Raw genomic sequence first — 14,012 nt, forward strand, 5'->3', positions numbered from 1 at the left:
GTGACTGTGGACATCGAGGCCGCCATCGCGGCGTTGACCGGGGCGTACGACACCGGGGTGCCGTGCCCGCCGCTGCGGGACCGGCTGCTGCCGGTCGGTGACGTGGCGGCCGCGTACGCGGTGCAGCGGGAGTTGGTGGCCGGTTGGACAGGGGCCGGGCGGCGTCGGGTGGGGGCGAAGATCGGCCTGACGTCGCCGGTGGTGCAGGCCGCGTTCGGCGTCTACCAGCCGGATTTCGGGGTGTTGTTCGCCGACATGGCGGTGCCGGATGGTGATGAGGTCGACCTGGGTGGGTTGATCCAGCCCAGGGTGGAGGCGGAGGTGGCGTTCGTGCTCGGCGCGGATCTGCCGGACGGGCCGGCGACCGTGGTCGACGTGCTGCGGGCGACCGACTTCCTGCTGCCGGCGGTCGAGATCGTCGACTCCCGGATCACCGACTGGGACATTTCCATCGTGGACACGGTGGCGGACAACGCCTCGTCGGGGCTGTTCGTGCTCGGCGATCGGCCGGTGCCGCCGGCCGACGTGGACCTGCGGGGGTGCGGCATGGTGCTGGAGTCCGCCGGTGTGCCGGTGTCGGTGGGTGCCGGTGCCGCCTGCCTCGGTAACCCGGTGCACGCCGTCGCCTGGCTGGCCTCGACCATGGCCGCTGCGGGGGATCCGTTGCGGGCCGGTGACGTCGTGCTCTCCGGCGCGCTGGGCCCGATGGTGCCGGTCACCCCAGGAGCGGCGTACCAGGCACGGATCGCCGGGCTCGGCTCGGTGCGGACCAGATTCAGCGCGAAACCGGCCGACCGGTCGGCCGACGGCGAGTCAGGGGAGGGGTCGTAGTGGGTGTCGGGGTGGCGGTGATCGGGTCGGGCAACATCGGCACCGACCTGATGATCAAGGTGCTGCGGCTGTCGGAGTCGCTGGACATGGTGGCGATGGTCGGCATCGACCCGGAATCGGACGGGCTGGCCCGCGCCCGCCGGTTGGGTGTGGCGACCACCGCCGACGGCGTCGACGGCCTGGTGGCGATGCCCGAGTTCGCCGACGTGCGACTCGTCTTCGACGCCACGTCGGCCGGCGCGCACCGGCGCAACAACGAGATCCTGCAGGCTTACGGCCGGACGGTGGTGGATCTGACCCCGGCCGCGGTCGGCCCGTACGTGGTGCCCCCGGTCAATCTGGACGCTCATTTGGGCGTGTCGAACGTCAACATGGTCACCTGCGGTGGGCAGGCGACCGTGCCGGTCGTCGCCGCCGTCACGCGGGTGGCCCCGGTCGCGTACGCGGAGATCGTCGCGTCGATCGCGTCCCGCTCGGCCGGTCCGGGCACGCGGGCCAACATCGACGAGTTCACCCGGACCACCGCCCGCGCCCTGGAGGTCGTCGGCGGTGCCGGCACAGGTAAGGCGGTCATCGTGCTGAACCCGGCGGACCCGCCGCTGCTGATGCGTGACACCGTCTACTGCCTGATCCCGGCCGGCGTCGACACCGGCCGGGTGGCCGCCTCGGTGGACGCCATGGTGGCGTCGGTCGCCGGGTACGTGCCCGGCTACCGGCTCAAACAGGCCGTGCAGTTCGACCCGGTCGACGCGTACGTGCCGGCGCTGGGCAGCCACTTCACCGGCACCCAGGTGTCGGTGTTCCTGGAGGTCTCCGGTGCCGGGCACTACCTGCCCGCGTACGCCGGCAACCTCGACATCATGACCTCGGCCGCGTTGCGTACCGCCGAACGTCTGGTCGCTGTCCGAGCGGAGGCACGGTCATGACCCGCCTGTACGTCCAGGACGTCACGTTGCGCGACGGCATGCACGCCATCAGGCACCGCTACGCCGTCGACCAGGTGCGGCAGATCGCCGCCGCGTTGGACGCGGCCGGCGTCGACGCGATCGAGGTCGCCCACGGCGACGGCCTGGCCGGCTCGTCCGTCACCTACGGCCACGGCGCGGCGTCGGACGCCGACTGGATCCGTGCTGCCGCCGAGTCGATCAGCCGGGCGACGTTGACCACGCTGCTGCTGCCCGGCATCGGCACCATCGACGACCTGCGGGCGGCCCGCGACCTCGGCGTCACCAGCGTCCGGATCGCCACCCACTGCACCGAGGCCGACATCGCCGCCCAGCACATCGGCTGGGCCCGCGACCAGGGTATGGACGTCGCCGGCTTTTTGATGATGTCGCACATGAACACCCCCGAAGGGCTCGCGCAGCAGGCCAAGCTGATGGAGTCGTACGGGGCGCACTGCGTCTACGTCACCGACTCCGGTGGCCGGCTGCTGATGGACGACGTCGCCGCCCGGGTCGACGCCTACCGGGCCGTGCTCGACCCGCAAACGCAGATCGGCATCCACGCCCACCACAACCTGTCCCTCGGCGTGGCCAACAGTGTGATCGCCGTGCAGCACGGCACCACCCGGGTCGACGCCTCCCTCGCCGGCATGGGCGCCGGGGCCGGCAACGCCCCCCTCGAAGTCTTCACCGCCGTCGCCGACCTGCACGGCTGGAAACACGGCTGCGACACGTTCGCCCTGATGGACGCCGCCGAGGACCTGGTCCGGCCGCTGCAGGACCGGCCGGTCCGGGTCGACCGGGAAACCCTGTCGCTCGGCTACGCCGGCGTCTACTCCAGCTTCCTGCGCCACGCCGAACGCGCCGCCGACCGCTACAACCTGGACGTGCGGTCCATCCTGGTCGAACTCGGCCGCCGCAGGATGGTCGGCGGCCAGGAAGACATGATCACCGACGTCGCCCTCGACCTCGCCGACGCCGCCAACACCGCCCACGGAGGTGCGCAGTGACCACCAGCGCAGACGTCGACCTCGCCGGGTTGGCCGCCCGGCTCGACGAGGCGGCCGTCACCGGCACCCCGATTCCGCAACTCGCCGCCGCCCACCGGGTCGACGTCGACGCCGCCTACGCGGTGCAGCAGGCCCTGATCGCCCGCCGCACCGGCCGGGGCGAACGCCTCGTCGGCGCCAAGATGGGGCTGACCAGCCAGGCGAAGATGGTCCAGGTCGGCGTCGACTCCCCGATCCTCGGCCAACTCACCGACACCACGCAGGTGCCCGACGGCGGCAACGTCGACATCTCCGGACTGATCCACCCCCGGGTCGAACCGGAGATCGCCTTCCTCCTCGACCGGCCGCCGACACCCGGGATGCCGTTCACCGACGCGGTGCGGGCCGTCGCCCCCGCGCTGGAGGTCATCGACTCCCGCTACCGCGACTTCACCTTCTCGCTGCCCGACGTGATCGCCGACAACACCTCGGCAGCCCTGTACGTCGTCGGGCCCTGGCAGCCGGTCCCGGACGGCGTCGACAACCTCGGCGTACTCCTCGACATCGACGGACGCACGGTGCAGACCGGATCCACCGCCGCGATCCTCGGCGACCCCCGCCGGGCCCTCGCCGCCGGCGTCGCCCTCGCCGACCGGCACGGCCCGGCTTTGCGGGCCGGCTGGATCTTCCTGGCCGGCGCGGCCACCGCCGCGGTGCCGCTGGCCCCCGGCGCGCACGTGCGGGCCACCGTCCAAGGGCTCGGCACCGCCGCCTTCACCACCAACGCAGGAGGTGACCGATCATGACCGCGCACCTGGTCACCGGCAAAGCCACCCCACGCGGCAAATTTCCACACGTCAAAACAGCTGGCGGATTCATCTTCGTCTCCGGAACGTCCAGCCGCCGCCCCGACAACACCATCGCCGGCGCCACCGTCGACGAATACGGCACCACCCAACTCGACATCCGGGAACAGACCCGCGCCGTCATCGCCAACATCGCCGACCTGCTCGCCGCCGCCGGCGCCGGCCTCACCGACCTGGTCTCCGTCACCACCTACCTGGTCAACATGAACGACTTCGGCGGCTACAACCAGGTCTGGGCCGAGAACTTCGACCACACCGGACCGACCCGCACCACCGTCGCCGTCCACCAACTACCCCACCCGCACCTGCTCATCGAGATCCAGGCCGTCGCCGTGGCACCGGCCGACGCCCCCACCCGGAAGGAGTGACACCCGTGAGCGACATCGCCGAACCGGTCAACTTTCCCAACTGGATCAGCGAGAACGAGCACCTGCTCAAGCCGCCGGTGAACAACAAGCAGATGTTCCCCACCGGCGACGATTTCATCGTGCAGGTCGTCGGCGGCCCCAACCAGCGCACCGACTTCCACGTCGACCCGTACGAGGAATTCTTCTATCAGGTCAAAGGCAACATGCACGTCAACCTGATGACCGACGACGGGCCGCAGACCGTGCACATCCGCGAAGGCCAGATGTGGGTGCTGCCCGGATTCGTACCGCACTCGCCGCAACGCCCGGAGGCCGGCTCGATCGGTGTCGTCATCGAACGGGTCCGCGAGGAGGGCACCCTGGAGAAGTTCCAGTGGTACTGCCTCGACTGCGGAAACCTGGTGCACGAGGTGGAGTTGCAGGTCCGCGACATCGTCGCCGACCTGCCGCCGGTCTTCACCGCCTTCTACGGTGACGAGTCCGCGCGTACCTGCGACAAGTGCGGCGCGCTGCACCCGGGCAAGGGCTGAGCCTCACCGTGACCGACGCCGGGCAGACCATCGACGTCCACACCCACCTGGTGCCCAAGGGCTGGCCGGATCTCGCCGCCGCCTGTGGCGGGACCGGCTGGCCGTGGCTGCGGGTCGACTCCGAACGCGCCGCCATGATCATGGTGGGTCAGACGGAGTTCCGGCCGGTCGGCCCGCAGACCTGGGACCCGGCCACCCGGATGTCCGACATGGATGTCGACGGGGTCGACATGCAGGTGGTCTCCCCGACGCCGGTGTTCTTCGCCTACGACCGGCCGGCAGACCAGGCGGTGAAGGTGGCCCGGATCTTCAACGACCTGACCCTGGAGGTCACCGCCGCCGGTGGCGGTCGGCTGATCCCGTTCTGCCAGGTGCCGTTGCAGGACCCGGACGCCGCCTGCGCCGAGCTGGACCGCTGCCTCGCTGCCGGGCACGCCGGGGTGGAGATCGGCAACCACGTCGGTGACCGTGACCTCGACGACGCCGGCGTCGTCGCCTTCCTGCGGCACTGCGCCGACGTCGGGGCACCCGTGTTTGTCCACCCGTGGGACATGCCGGACGGGCCACGGCTGGACCGGTGGATGGCCCGCTGGCTGTCCGGCATGCCCGCCGAGACCCACCTGTCGATTCTCGCGCTGATCCTCGGCGGCGGCTTCGACCAGCTGCCCCGTACGCTGCGGATCTGCTTCGCCCACGGCGGCGGCAGCTTCCCGTTCTGGCTGGGCCGCGCCGACAACGCCTGGCACCGCCGGGGCGACGTGGTACGCGGTCGGTCGGCGCACCCGCCGAGCCACTACGTCGACCGGTTCTACGTCGACTCGGTGGTGTTCGACCCGGCGGCGCTGCGGCTGCTGGTCGACACGATGGGTGCCGACCGGGTGCTGCTGGGCAGCGACTACCCGTACCCGCTGGGGGAGCGGCCGGTCGGCGCGGTGCTCGACAAGGCGGACTTCCTCACCGCCGACCAGCGGGTCGCCCTGCGCGGCGGAAACGCCCGCCGCTACCTCACTGGCTGACCCAGCTTACCGTTGGCGGAGCCGGTCAGCGTACGGACGTGATCTTGGCCAGGGTGACGAAGGCGGACCAAGCGGCGGGGGCGAAGGTCAGGGTGCCGCCGTCGCGGTCCTTGGTGTCGCGGACGTGGACCCGGCCGGGGAGGTTGTCGGCGACCTCGACACAGTCACCGCCAGCGGGGTTGCTGCGGGTCGACTTGCGCCAGCGAGGGGTGGTGCTCAGCTCCATGTCTGCACCGCTTTCAGGATCATGTCGTGGGACTCCTCGACAGGCAGAGCATAGCTGCGGACACCTTCCCAGGACCGCTCCAATGTCTGCACGTCGGCCGGGTTGCTGATCACGTCACCGCCGAAATGGGAATCGACGTAGCCGAACACGTGATCGTCCACGGTCGCCATCGCGAACGAGCCGTTGAGCCCGTGGTAGGCGTCGGCGCTGCCCGGCACCACGTGCACCCAGGTGTTGGGGCGTGCCGCCGCCTCGGCGAGACTGCGCAGCTGCTCGGCCATCTGCTCCGGCGTGCCGACCTGGCGGTGCAGCACGCCGCGGTCGATGACGGCGATGAACTCGGCCGGGTCGTCGGCGCGGGTGAGCACCTGCTGGCGGGTGAGCCGGTTCGCCAGCCGGGTCGGCACGTCGTCGACCGGGCCGACGCGCAACAGCCGTTCGGCGTACTCCCGGGTCTGCAACAGACCCGGGACGACCGCGAGCTGAAACGACCGCAGCAGGGTGGCCCGCTCCTCCATTTCGGCCCACGGGCGCAGGAAACCGGCGAAGGACATTCCGCGCGCCTCGGCGGAGGCGCGCTGCACGCGGTCGCCGCTGCCCAGCACATCGTCGAGGATCTTCGCGTTCTGCTGCACCGGGACCAGGCGGCCGTTCTCGTAACTGCCGATCGACGACGCGCTGAGCTGGATCAACGCGCCGAGCTGCTGCTGGGAAAGCCCGCGCTCGGTGCGCAGTGTGCGAATGATGCGGTGCACCTCGTGCATTGTCGGATCCCCGATCTGCTGATTGTGGGGCGGTGCGTCGAATGCCACCCCTACCTCTATCAGTGCGACAAGTCGGAGTCCATGATGGAGATCGGATGAATTCCGGATAGTTTGTGTGATCGATATCGGGTTCCGTCGGATGCACGGCCCCGGCGTTGTTCCGGCTTGAGTCGTTCTGTCCGTGTTGAAAATCGGACATCGGCTGAGTTGCGGGACGAGCGCGACTCCTGATGATCTTGCGGGTGACTAGCCTCGAAGTTCATCGCTGGAGCCGCGCTCGTGACGACATCCTCCCTGACCGACCCCGTTGTTGACCACCTCGCCGATCTGGCGTTGTGGGAAGCCGAACTCTCCACCGGCCCGGCCGATCCCTTGTCGATGGTGTCGCCCCTGGTAGCACGCCTGGCCCGGGTGCCGGACCCCCGCCGGCCGCGCGGACGGCGCCATCCGCTGCTGGTGATCCTGGTCCTGACCGCGTGTGCCACCCTCGTCGCCGGCAACGACAGCCTGACCGCGATCCGGCAGTGGGCGGCCCGGACCCCACAGGACGTCCTGCACCGCCTCGGCGCCCGCCGTGACCCACTGACCAGCCGCTACCTCGTCCCGAGCGAACGGACCTTCCGGCGGGTCCTGGACGCCGTCGACGGCGACGCCCTCGACACGGCGACCTGCGGCTACGCCGCGGACGTGGCACGCGGCGACGCCCCGGCCCCACGGATCCCCACCAGCGTCGACGAACCCACCGAACGCGAACAACGCCGGGCCGCCACCCGGGCGTTCACCCACCCGGCACCGGCCGGGCTGCTGCCCGCAGCCGCGATCGACGGGAAACTGCTGCACGGCACCCGCACCCCCACCGGACAGGTGTTCCTGGTCGCCGCCGTCACCCACGACCGTGCCGTGATCCTGGGCCAACGCCAGGTCGCCGACAAACGCGGCGAGGCCACCGCGACCGAGGACCTACTCACACAGCTCGACGTCGCCGGCATGCTCCTCACCCTGGACGCCCTGCACACCACCAGGAAAACCGCCCGGCTGATCACCGACACCCTGAACGCCCACTACATGCTGATCCTGAAGGGGAACCAGCCGCTCGCCCTGCGCGCCGCCCACACGTTGCTGTCCGGCACCGACACCGAGTTCGCCGACCGGACCGACGCCGACGCCGATCGCGGACACGGACGCACCGAACGCCGCACGATCCGCGTCACCGGCTGCGACGACACCCTGTTCCCCGGAGCCCGCCAGGTCTTCCGGCTACGCCGCGACACCGGCGGACTCGACGGGATCCGCACCAGCAAACAGATCATCCACGGCATCGTCAGCCTCGACGCCACCCAGGCCGGACCGCAACACCTCAACGCCTACGTCAGAGGACACTGGTCGGTGGAAACCCGCCTGCACTGGACCCGGGACGTCACCTTCAACGAGGACGACTCCCAGCTCAGGACGGGTGCGGCTCCCCGCAACCTGGCCGCCATGCGCAACCTGGCCCTGAACACCTTCCGCCTCGCCGGACGCGCCAACATCGCCCACGCCCGCCGTGACCTCCACGACCGCGCCGACACCTTCGCCGTCTACGACATCTGACAAACAATGATCAAGTCAGACATAGAGGAACAACGCCGGGGCCGTGCCGTCGGATGGGGTTCTGTCGACCTGTTGATGCGTCGACCTACCGGGCGTCGAGCCGGGCCACCCGGCGAGGCCCGGCGGTCCGCCGGTAGCTGGCGTCGAGCAGCTCGCCGATCTCCGCCCAGTCGGTGTCGTCGGCCAGATCCACCCCCACCCAGCCGGAGCTGGCCAGGTACGCCGGGGCGTAACAGCGCGGCTCGGCCAGCAGCGCCGCCCGCTCGTCCGGGTCCACCAGCACCAGTACGGAGTGATCATGCTGCTGGTAGACGCCCTCGACCTTCACCGAGCCGCCGTAGTAGGCGAACACCTTGGTGGTGTAGAACGCCGGATGCCCATGCGAGATCTTCTCGGCGGCGTCGGGGAAGGCCAGCGCGAGCCGGCGTACCTCGGCGAGCAGCGGGTCGGCGTCGTCGAACATGATCGGGTGCGGCATAGCGGTAGGTAATCACACCCGGCTGACACTTCGGCTCCGTTCGCCGGCCAGGGCAGCCACGACCGGGATCTCCAGGAGGGTGACAGCGGCACCGTCACCGTCGACCAGGTGATCCTCCGTCGTGGGACCGGCGACCGTGAAGTGGTGGCGGGGCAGCCAGGCGAACAGGTCGAGTCCGGCGCGGACCACGCCGGTCGTCGGCGGCACGACGGCCCGGACGACGGTACGGGCGGGCAGGTCGAGCCGCTCGCCAGGACCCTCGGTCGCCACCGCCGCCCGGAAACCCGGCTCAGCAGGCCAGCCACGAAGCCAGGTCAGCAGCACCGTCGGCGGTTGCGGACACACCGCCGCCAACTCGGTGGGATCGGCCACCCGTACGTGCTGCACCCGCAGCCGGCGGGCACCGACCCGGGCGACCTGCGGCAGCACCGACGCCGTACCGGCGAGGTGGTCCTCGGCGGCGGCCACCGTCGCCATACGGGCGGCGATATCGTCGCGCAGCGCCGTCACGGTCTCGACCAGGGCCTGCCGCAGCTGGGCGTCGGGGGCGTCCAGCAGGTCGGCGATCCGGCGCAGCGGCAGGCCGAGGCGTTGTAGGCCACGGATGCGTTCCAACCGGGTCAGTTCGGCCGCGCCGTACCACCGGTAGCCGGTGAGCTGGTCCGTCGTGGCCGGCGGCAGCAGCCCGACCTTGTCGTAGTGCCGCAGGGTGCGCTCAGACACCCCGACCATGCGCGCCAGCTCACCGATCCGCCACACGCTGGTGTCCTCCTGCCGTTACCTTTCAGTGAGTAAACGTGACTCATGATTGGCAGTCGTCCGTTGCCGGGCGACGTTGACCGGATGAACCGGTCTTGACGCTTCACGGCCCGCCGCCCCGCCTGCGGATGCAGGCCTTACGGGTCTTACGTAGGCTCCACGTCCTGTTTTTACGTCGCCCGGCAACTCCAGGTCGACGTGCCGTACGAGTGCGGCAAGATTTCGTGCCGCGTTGACGTCCCGGTCCAGGGACAGTCCGCACGCGGTGCAGTGGAACACGCGTTCGGCCAACGACAGCTTGGGTTTCACCGTCTCGCAGGCGGAGCACGTCTTGGAGCTGGGGTACCACCGGTCGGCGACGCACAACGTGCTGCCGTACCAGCCGGTCTTGTAGCCGAGGTGCCGTCGCAGCGTCGCCGGGGCGGCGTCGGTCAGGGACCGGGCCAGCCTGCGGTTGCGGACCATCCCGGCCACGTGGAGGTCCTCGACCACGACCGTGGTGAACCGCTGCGCCAGGCGGGTGGTGAGGTGGTGCCACGAGTCGGCGCGGACGGCCGAGACCGTGGCGTGCAGTCGAGCCACCGCGTCCTGTGCCCGCCGCCACCGGTTGGACGCGGTCCGTTCGCGTCTGGTCCGCGGGTCGTAGGGGCCGATCCGCCGGGCGGCCCGGCGTTGGGCCTTGCCGAGTTTGCGCGACGCGGCCTTGAACGGCGCCGGGTTCGGCACCATCTCACCGGTGGACAGCACCGCCAGGTGTTGGATCCCGGCGTCCACGCCGACGACCCGGCCGGCTTTCGGCGCGTGCGCCGGCCGCCGTCCGACCGTGCGTCCGACCGCGACCTGGAACGAGCAGAACCACCTGCCGGCGGTCTCGGTGACCGTGGCGGACAGGATCGTCGCGGTGCCCGCCCGTACCCGGCGGGCCAGTTTGCGGGTCGACTCGTGGGTGCGGACGCGACCCAGGCGGGGCAGCACCACGTGCCGGTGGCCGGGGTCGACCCGGATCGCGCCCGTGGTGAACCGGGCCGACCTACGGCCGTGTTTCTTCTTGGCACGGGGCCAGCCCACCCGGCGGCCCTTGCGGGTGCCGGTGCGTGACGCGTGCCAGTTGCCCAGCGCCGCGGACAGGTTCGCCAGGCCGGTGTTGAACGCCTCCTTGGAACACTCCGCCCACCACGGCGCCACCCACTGCTTGATCTCGTTCCAGGTGCGTCGCAGGTCCGGCAGGGACCAGCCCTGCCACGGCGTCAGGTCCGCCTCGGCCACTCCGTAGCTGGCCTCGGCGGCGCGCTGTGCCTTCACCGCGCTTACCCGCCGCAGCATGTGGTTGTACACGAACCGGGCCGCGCCGGTGTTCCGGCGCAGACCGGCAACCTGTGCGTCACTCGGTTCGAGGGCGAACCGGTACGCCTGCACGGTCCAGCCAGCCGGCGGCTCGTACCGCTTCACGACCCGTCCTCGGCGGTGGCGGCGGCCACGGCACGGCTGGCCCGGTTCGCCGCCGCGCGGCGGCCGTACAGCCGGGCGCAGAAACTGGTGAGGATCTCCGTGACGTCCCGCACGAGGTCGTCGTCCACCTCGGCCGGATCGACCACCACCAACTGGCGGCCCTGCGCGGCCAGCGCCGCCTCAATGTACTCGGCACCGAACCGCGCGAACCGATCCCGGTGCTCGACCACGATCGTCGACACGGCCGGGTCGCGCAGCAGCCCGAGGAACTTCTTGCGCCGCCCGTTCAACGCGGACCCGACCTCGGTCACCACCCGAGCGACGGCCATGTCCCGCTCGGTGGCCCAGGTTGTCGCCCGAGCGACCTGCCGGTCCAGGTCGGCCCGCTGATCGACCGACGACACCCGGGCGTAGACGGCGACCTGACCCTGCCGGGCGTCGCCGGTCACCTCCACCATGATCGTGCCGGACGGAAGACGCCGAGCGGGCACCGGCATGGTCCCCTCACGGAACCAGCGGTACGCGGTCTGCGGGTGCACATCGTTACGGCGCGCCCACTCGGCAAGCTTCACCAGACGATACTAACACTCACAGATTCACATATTTGATCACGAAAGAGTGAACAGTTGTGAACCCCCCAGTGTTGACTCTGCCCCTGCGGCAGGGTTCTAGCGTGCCGCCATGAGTGCCGTTGAACGCGATTCCGCCGCCCGGCTGACGGGCGTACTGCTGCTGGGGTCGTTGCTTGCCATGCTCGCCGGTGTCGGCATCGCCGTGCCATCCGGGTTGACCCTGAACCCGGCCGACCCGGCCGCCGTGCTGACGGCGGTGCACGCCCGGGTCGAGCTGCACCTGATCGAGTTGGCCCTCGACGTGATCGGCTGGCTCGCCCTGCTCGCCGCCGGTCTGGTGCTGGCCGCGCGTCCCGACCGTCCCCGCGCACACCTGTCCGTGCTGGCCGGCGGACTGCTGACCGGCGCCGGCCTGGCCGGGCTGCTGCACGACGCCGGAAACCTGGCGGTCACCCAGCTCGCCGCCGACCCCAACCAACCGGCTGCCGTGGCGGTGGCGGAAGGGCTGCTGCTCACCGCGAAGTGGACGGTCAACCTGGCCGGGCTGCTCTGGGTGGCTGCGACCGTGGCGGCCGCGTCCGGCATCGCGTTGCCGACCGGGCTGCGCTGTGCCGGGGTGGCCGTCGCAGTGTCCGGTGCCGCCGGCGTGGTCCTGCCCTGGACCACCGGGACCGACGGCCCGTCGGCAGCTGCGGAACAGCTCGGCTATGCCCTGCATCTACCGGTGATGCTCTGGTGGGGCGTGCTCGGCTGGCGGCAATGTCGATGCGGGCGGGTGCGCCGTACGGCGACAATGCCGGTGTGAACGACAAGGTATTGGTCAGAATGAGCAAACGGATGTCACTGGCGCTGCGCCACGCGCCCGACCGGTTCGCGCTCGAACTGGACCCGGCCGGCTGGATTCCGGTGACGGACCTGCTCGACGCGCTGCGGATCACCCGGCTGGAGTTGGACACCGTCGTCGAGCGGGACGGCAAACAACGGTTCGCGCTGCGCCGCGACCCCGACGGCACCGAGCAGATCCGGGCGAACCAGGGACACTCGGTCCCGATCGACCTGGGGCTGGTCGCGCTGCCTCCGCCGCAACGGCTCTACCACGGCACCACCGCCGCCGCGCTCGACTCGATCCGGGCCACCGGGCTGCACCGGGCCCGACGCCATCACGTACACCTGTCGGCGGACACCGACACGGCCCGCCGGGTCGGTGCCCGGCGGGCCGGTGGCGTCGTAATCCTCACCGTCGACGCGGCGGCGATGGCCCGAGACGGTCACCTCTTCTATCGCAGCGCCAACGGGGTGTGGCTGACCGACGCGGTGCCGCCCCGCTACTTGGATATCTGAGCACCGACGCGGGCCCCGATGGTCGCCATCAGGTCGGCCGGCAGCACACCGGCGGACGCCGCGGCCAGGCATTCGCGCAGCTCAGTGCGGTTCTTCACGCCGAGGACAACGGTGTCGACGCCGGGCATCGACAGCGTGTACCGGTGGGCCAGCGAGGCGGCCGACTCACCCAGCTCGCCGGCCAGCTCGCGCAGCGGCGCGGCCCGCCGAAAGTCGACCATGGTCGGATGCTCCGGCGGCAGGTCCCGGTCGACGGCGTCGGTGAACGCGCCGGCCGCAACCGCCCGGATGCCCATCACTCCGACGCCGTGCCGGCCGGCGGCCGTCAGGATGTCGCGTGGCCGGGAGCCCCCGCTGCCGGGCATCAGGAGATCGCCGGGGGAGTCCAGCAGGTTCGTCACACACTGGGCGACCGCCGGGGACGGCTGATCGCCGAGCACCCGGATGATCACGTCCGGCTCCTCGACGGCGGTGATCCCCCAGGCGCCGATCCGGCCGCGCCGGACCAGGTCCTCGAACGCCGGCCGGACGGCTTCGGTGAACAGATCGGCGGAGGTGACCCCGGTGGTGCCCGGGGCGGCCTGTGCCACGATCGGATTGTGCAGCAGTAGCGCGTCAACGAACGACAGTCGCATCCGCTGCAGGCTGTCGTCGAGGGACTTCTCCAGCAGGGCCGCGACGTCACCGGCGGCCGGGTTGCCCAGCCCGCATTTGGTGACGACCCGTACGCCGGCCGGCAGGTTGCCGTCGAAGGCCGCGCCGACCACCCGTTCCGCTTCGCCGTCGCCGTAGCCGGGAGCGACGTCGAGCAGGTCGATGCCGGCGTCGACCCCCTCCCGTACGGTCGCCACCGCCTCGTCCCGGTCGGTGACGCCCCACACCTGGCCCAGCCCGCCCCCACCGAGGGTGAGGACGCTGACCGGTCCGACGCTGCCGAGAGGTCGCTGTTCCATCGTCATGTGCTCCTTCCGATGATCCTGTTGCGACTCAGGATTGCACCTGGAGCGCGCTCGAGGTCAACCGTGGACCGGCTCGGTCACCTACGAGGTGATCGGTGTGCCAGCCGTCGGCCAGGTTGCCGGGAGGGTTGGCCGAGACGAGTCATCTCCGTCTGTTCGAGATTTCCCAGACATTGACTAGTATCACAGAGATGGCGTCGTAGACATCGAAACAAAGCAATGATTAACGGTCAGAAAGGGGCAAACGCATGAATGGATTCGACAGGCGAATGGGTGGACCGATCAGCCGGTCGCTCCGTCGGCTGACGGTTGTCGCTCTGGCTGTCACCG

General features: G+C 70.6%; 17 protein-coding genes. 10 read left to right on the top strand and 7 right to left on the bottom strand.

All coding sequences use genetic code 11. From position 1 onward, the window contains the following. The 7 genes from O7553_RS09000 to O7553_RS09030 are packed head-to-tail and all read left to right on the top strand — an operon-like array spanning window position 1 to window position 5,544. Entirely contained in the window at window positions 1-831 is an 831-nt protein-coding gene (locus O7553_RS09000; RefSeq protein ID WP_281555540.1) for a fumarylacetoacetate hydrolase family protein, read from the top strand. Then, on the top strand, window positions 831-1,757 hold the full coding sequence (locus O7553_RS09005) for an acetaldehyde dehydrogenase (acetylating) (RefSeq protein ID WP_281554358.1): 927 nt from the start codon (window positions 831-833) through the stop codon (window positions 1,755-1,757). Before O7553_RS09000 ends, O7553_RS09005 begins: the two co-directional genes overlap by 1 nt. Next, window positions 1,754-2,785 (top strand): 4-hydroxy-2-oxovalerate aldolase, encoded by a 1,032-nt coding sequence (dmpG, locus tag O7553_RS09010; protein ID WP_281554359.1) that lies wholly within the window; start codon window positions 1,754-1,756, stop codon window positions 2,783-2,785. Before O7553_RS09005 ends, dmpG begins: the two co-directional genes overlap by 4 nt. Further along, window positions 2,782-3,570 carry a fumarylacetoacetate hydrolase family protein gene (locus O7553_RS09015; protein WP_281554360.1) on the top strand — a complete coding sequence of 263 codons (789 nt, stop codon included), beginning with the start codon at window positions 2,782-2,784 and terminating at the stop codon, window positions 3,568-3,570. Before dmpG ends, O7553_RS09015 begins: the two co-directional genes overlap by 4 nt. Further along, entirely contained in the window at window positions 3,567-3,998 is a 432-nt protein-coding gene (locus O7553_RS09020) for a RidA family protein (RefSeq protein ID WP_281554361.1), read from the top strand. The genes O7553_RS09015 and O7553_RS09020 overlap by 4 nt, the downstream gene beginning before the upstream one ends. A 5-nt stretch (window positions 3,999-4,003) precedes the next feature. Continuing rightward, the gene (locus tag O7553_RS09025) at window positions 4,004-4,528 is read left to right on the top strand and encodes a 3-hydroxyanthranilate 3,4-dioxygenase (RefSeq protein ID WP_281554362.1); all 525 of its coding nucleotides are present in this window, start codon (window positions 4,004-4,006) and stop codon (window positions 4,526-4,528) included. After that, entirely contained in the window at window positions 4,498-5,544 is a 1,047-nt protein-coding gene (locus O7553_RS09030; protein WP_281554363.1) for an amidohydrolase family protein, read from the top strand. Before O7553_RS09025 ends, O7553_RS09030 begins: the two co-directional genes overlap by 31 nt. A 25-nt stretch (window positions 5,545-5,569) precedes the next feature. Here the strand turns inward: O7553_RS09030 and O7553_RS09035 are convergent, their stop codons facing one another. Then, the gene (locus O7553_RS09035; RefSeq protein ID WP_281554364.1) at window positions 5,570-5,770 is read right to left on the bottom strand and encodes a DUF397 domain-containing protein; all 201 of its coding nucleotides are present in this window, start codon (window positions 5,768-5,770) and stop codon (window positions 5,570-5,572) included. After that, window positions 5,761-6,525 (bottom strand): helix-turn-helix transcriptional regulator, encoded by a 765-nt coding sequence (locus tag O7553_RS09040; RefSeq protein ID WP_281554365.1) that lies wholly within the window; start codon window positions 6,523-6,525, stop codon window positions 5,761-5,763. The genes O7553_RS09035 and O7553_RS09040 overlap by 10 nt, the downstream gene beginning before the upstream one ends. 288 nt (window positions 6,526-6,813) lie before the next feature. Between O7553_RS09040 and O7553_RS09045 the strand changes: the two genes are divergently transcribed. Continuing rightward, complete coding sequence (locus tag O7553_RS09045; RefSeq protein WP_281554366.1) at window positions 6,814-8,124, top strand: ISAs1 family transposase; 1,311 nt, start codon at window positions 6,814-6,816, stop codon at window positions 8,122-8,124. Window positions 8,125-8,209: 85 nt separating this feature from the next. Here the strand turns inward: O7553_RS09045 and O7553_RS09050 are convergent, their stop codons facing one another. Genes O7553_RS09050 through O7553_RS09065 form a run of 4 tightly spaced genes read right to left on the bottom strand, consistent with a single transcriptional unit; the run spans window position 8,210 to window position 11,382 of the window. Then, entirely contained in the window at window positions 8,210-8,602 is a 393-nt protein-coding gene (locus tag O7553_RS09050; protein ID WP_278168459.1) for an MmcQ/YjbR family DNA-binding protein, read from the bottom strand. Window positions 8,603-8,614: 12 nt separating this feature from the next. Next, window positions 8,615-9,361 (bottom strand): MerR family transcriptional regulator, encoded by a 747-nt coding sequence (locus O7553_RS09055; RefSeq protein WP_281554367.1) that lies wholly within the window; start codon window positions 9,359-9,361, stop codon window positions 8,615-8,617. 18 nt (window positions 9,362-9,379) lie between these two features. Beyond that, window positions 9,380-10,810 carry an IS607 family element RNA-guided endonuclease TnpB gene (gene tnpB, locus O7553_RS09060; protein ID WP_281554368.1) on the bottom strand — a complete coding sequence of 477 codons (1,431 nt, stop codon included), beginning with the start codon at window positions 10,808-10,810 and terminating at the stop codon, window positions 9,380-9,382. Next, entirely contained in the window at window positions 10,807-11,382 is a 576-nt protein-coding gene (locus O7553_RS09065) for an IS607 family transposase (RefSeq protein ID WP_281554369.1), read from the bottom strand. Before O7553_RS09065 ends, tnpB begins: the two co-directional genes overlap by 4 nt. Window positions 11,383-11,491: 109 nt before the next feature. Between O7553_RS09065 and O7553_RS09070 the strand changes: the two genes are divergently transcribed. Continuing rightward, window positions 11,492-12,187, top strand: coding sequence for a hypothetical protein (locus O7553_RS09070; protein WP_281554370.1), 696 nt, complete (start codon window positions 11,492-11,494; stop codon window positions 12,185-12,187). Further along, window positions 12,184-12,723: an RNA 2'-phosphotransferase gene (locus O7553_RS09075; RefSeq protein WP_281554371.1), complete on the top strand. Its 540-nt coding sequence runs from the start codon at window positions 12,184-12,186 to the stop codon at window positions 12,721-12,723. The genes O7553_RS09070 and O7553_RS09075 overlap by 4 nt, the downstream gene beginning before the upstream one ends. Here O7553_RS09075 and O7553_RS09080 read toward each other — a convergent pair. Next, window positions 12,708-13,676 (bottom strand): aldo/keto reductase, encoded by a 969-nt coding sequence (locus O7553_RS09080; protein ID WP_281554372.1) that lies wholly within the window; start codon window positions 13,674-13,676, stop codon window positions 12,708-12,710. The two genes, O7553_RS09075 and O7553_RS09080, sit on opposite strands and share 16 nt — an antisense overlap. Between the last annotated feature and the right edge of the window lie 336 nt (window positions 13,677-14,012).

The organism is Solwaraspora sp. WMMA2059, assembly GCF_027497315.1.
In the GTDB taxonomy this organism is placed as follows: domain Bacteria; phylum Actinomycetota; class Actinomycetes; order Mycobacteriales; family Micromonosporaceae; genus Micromonospora_E.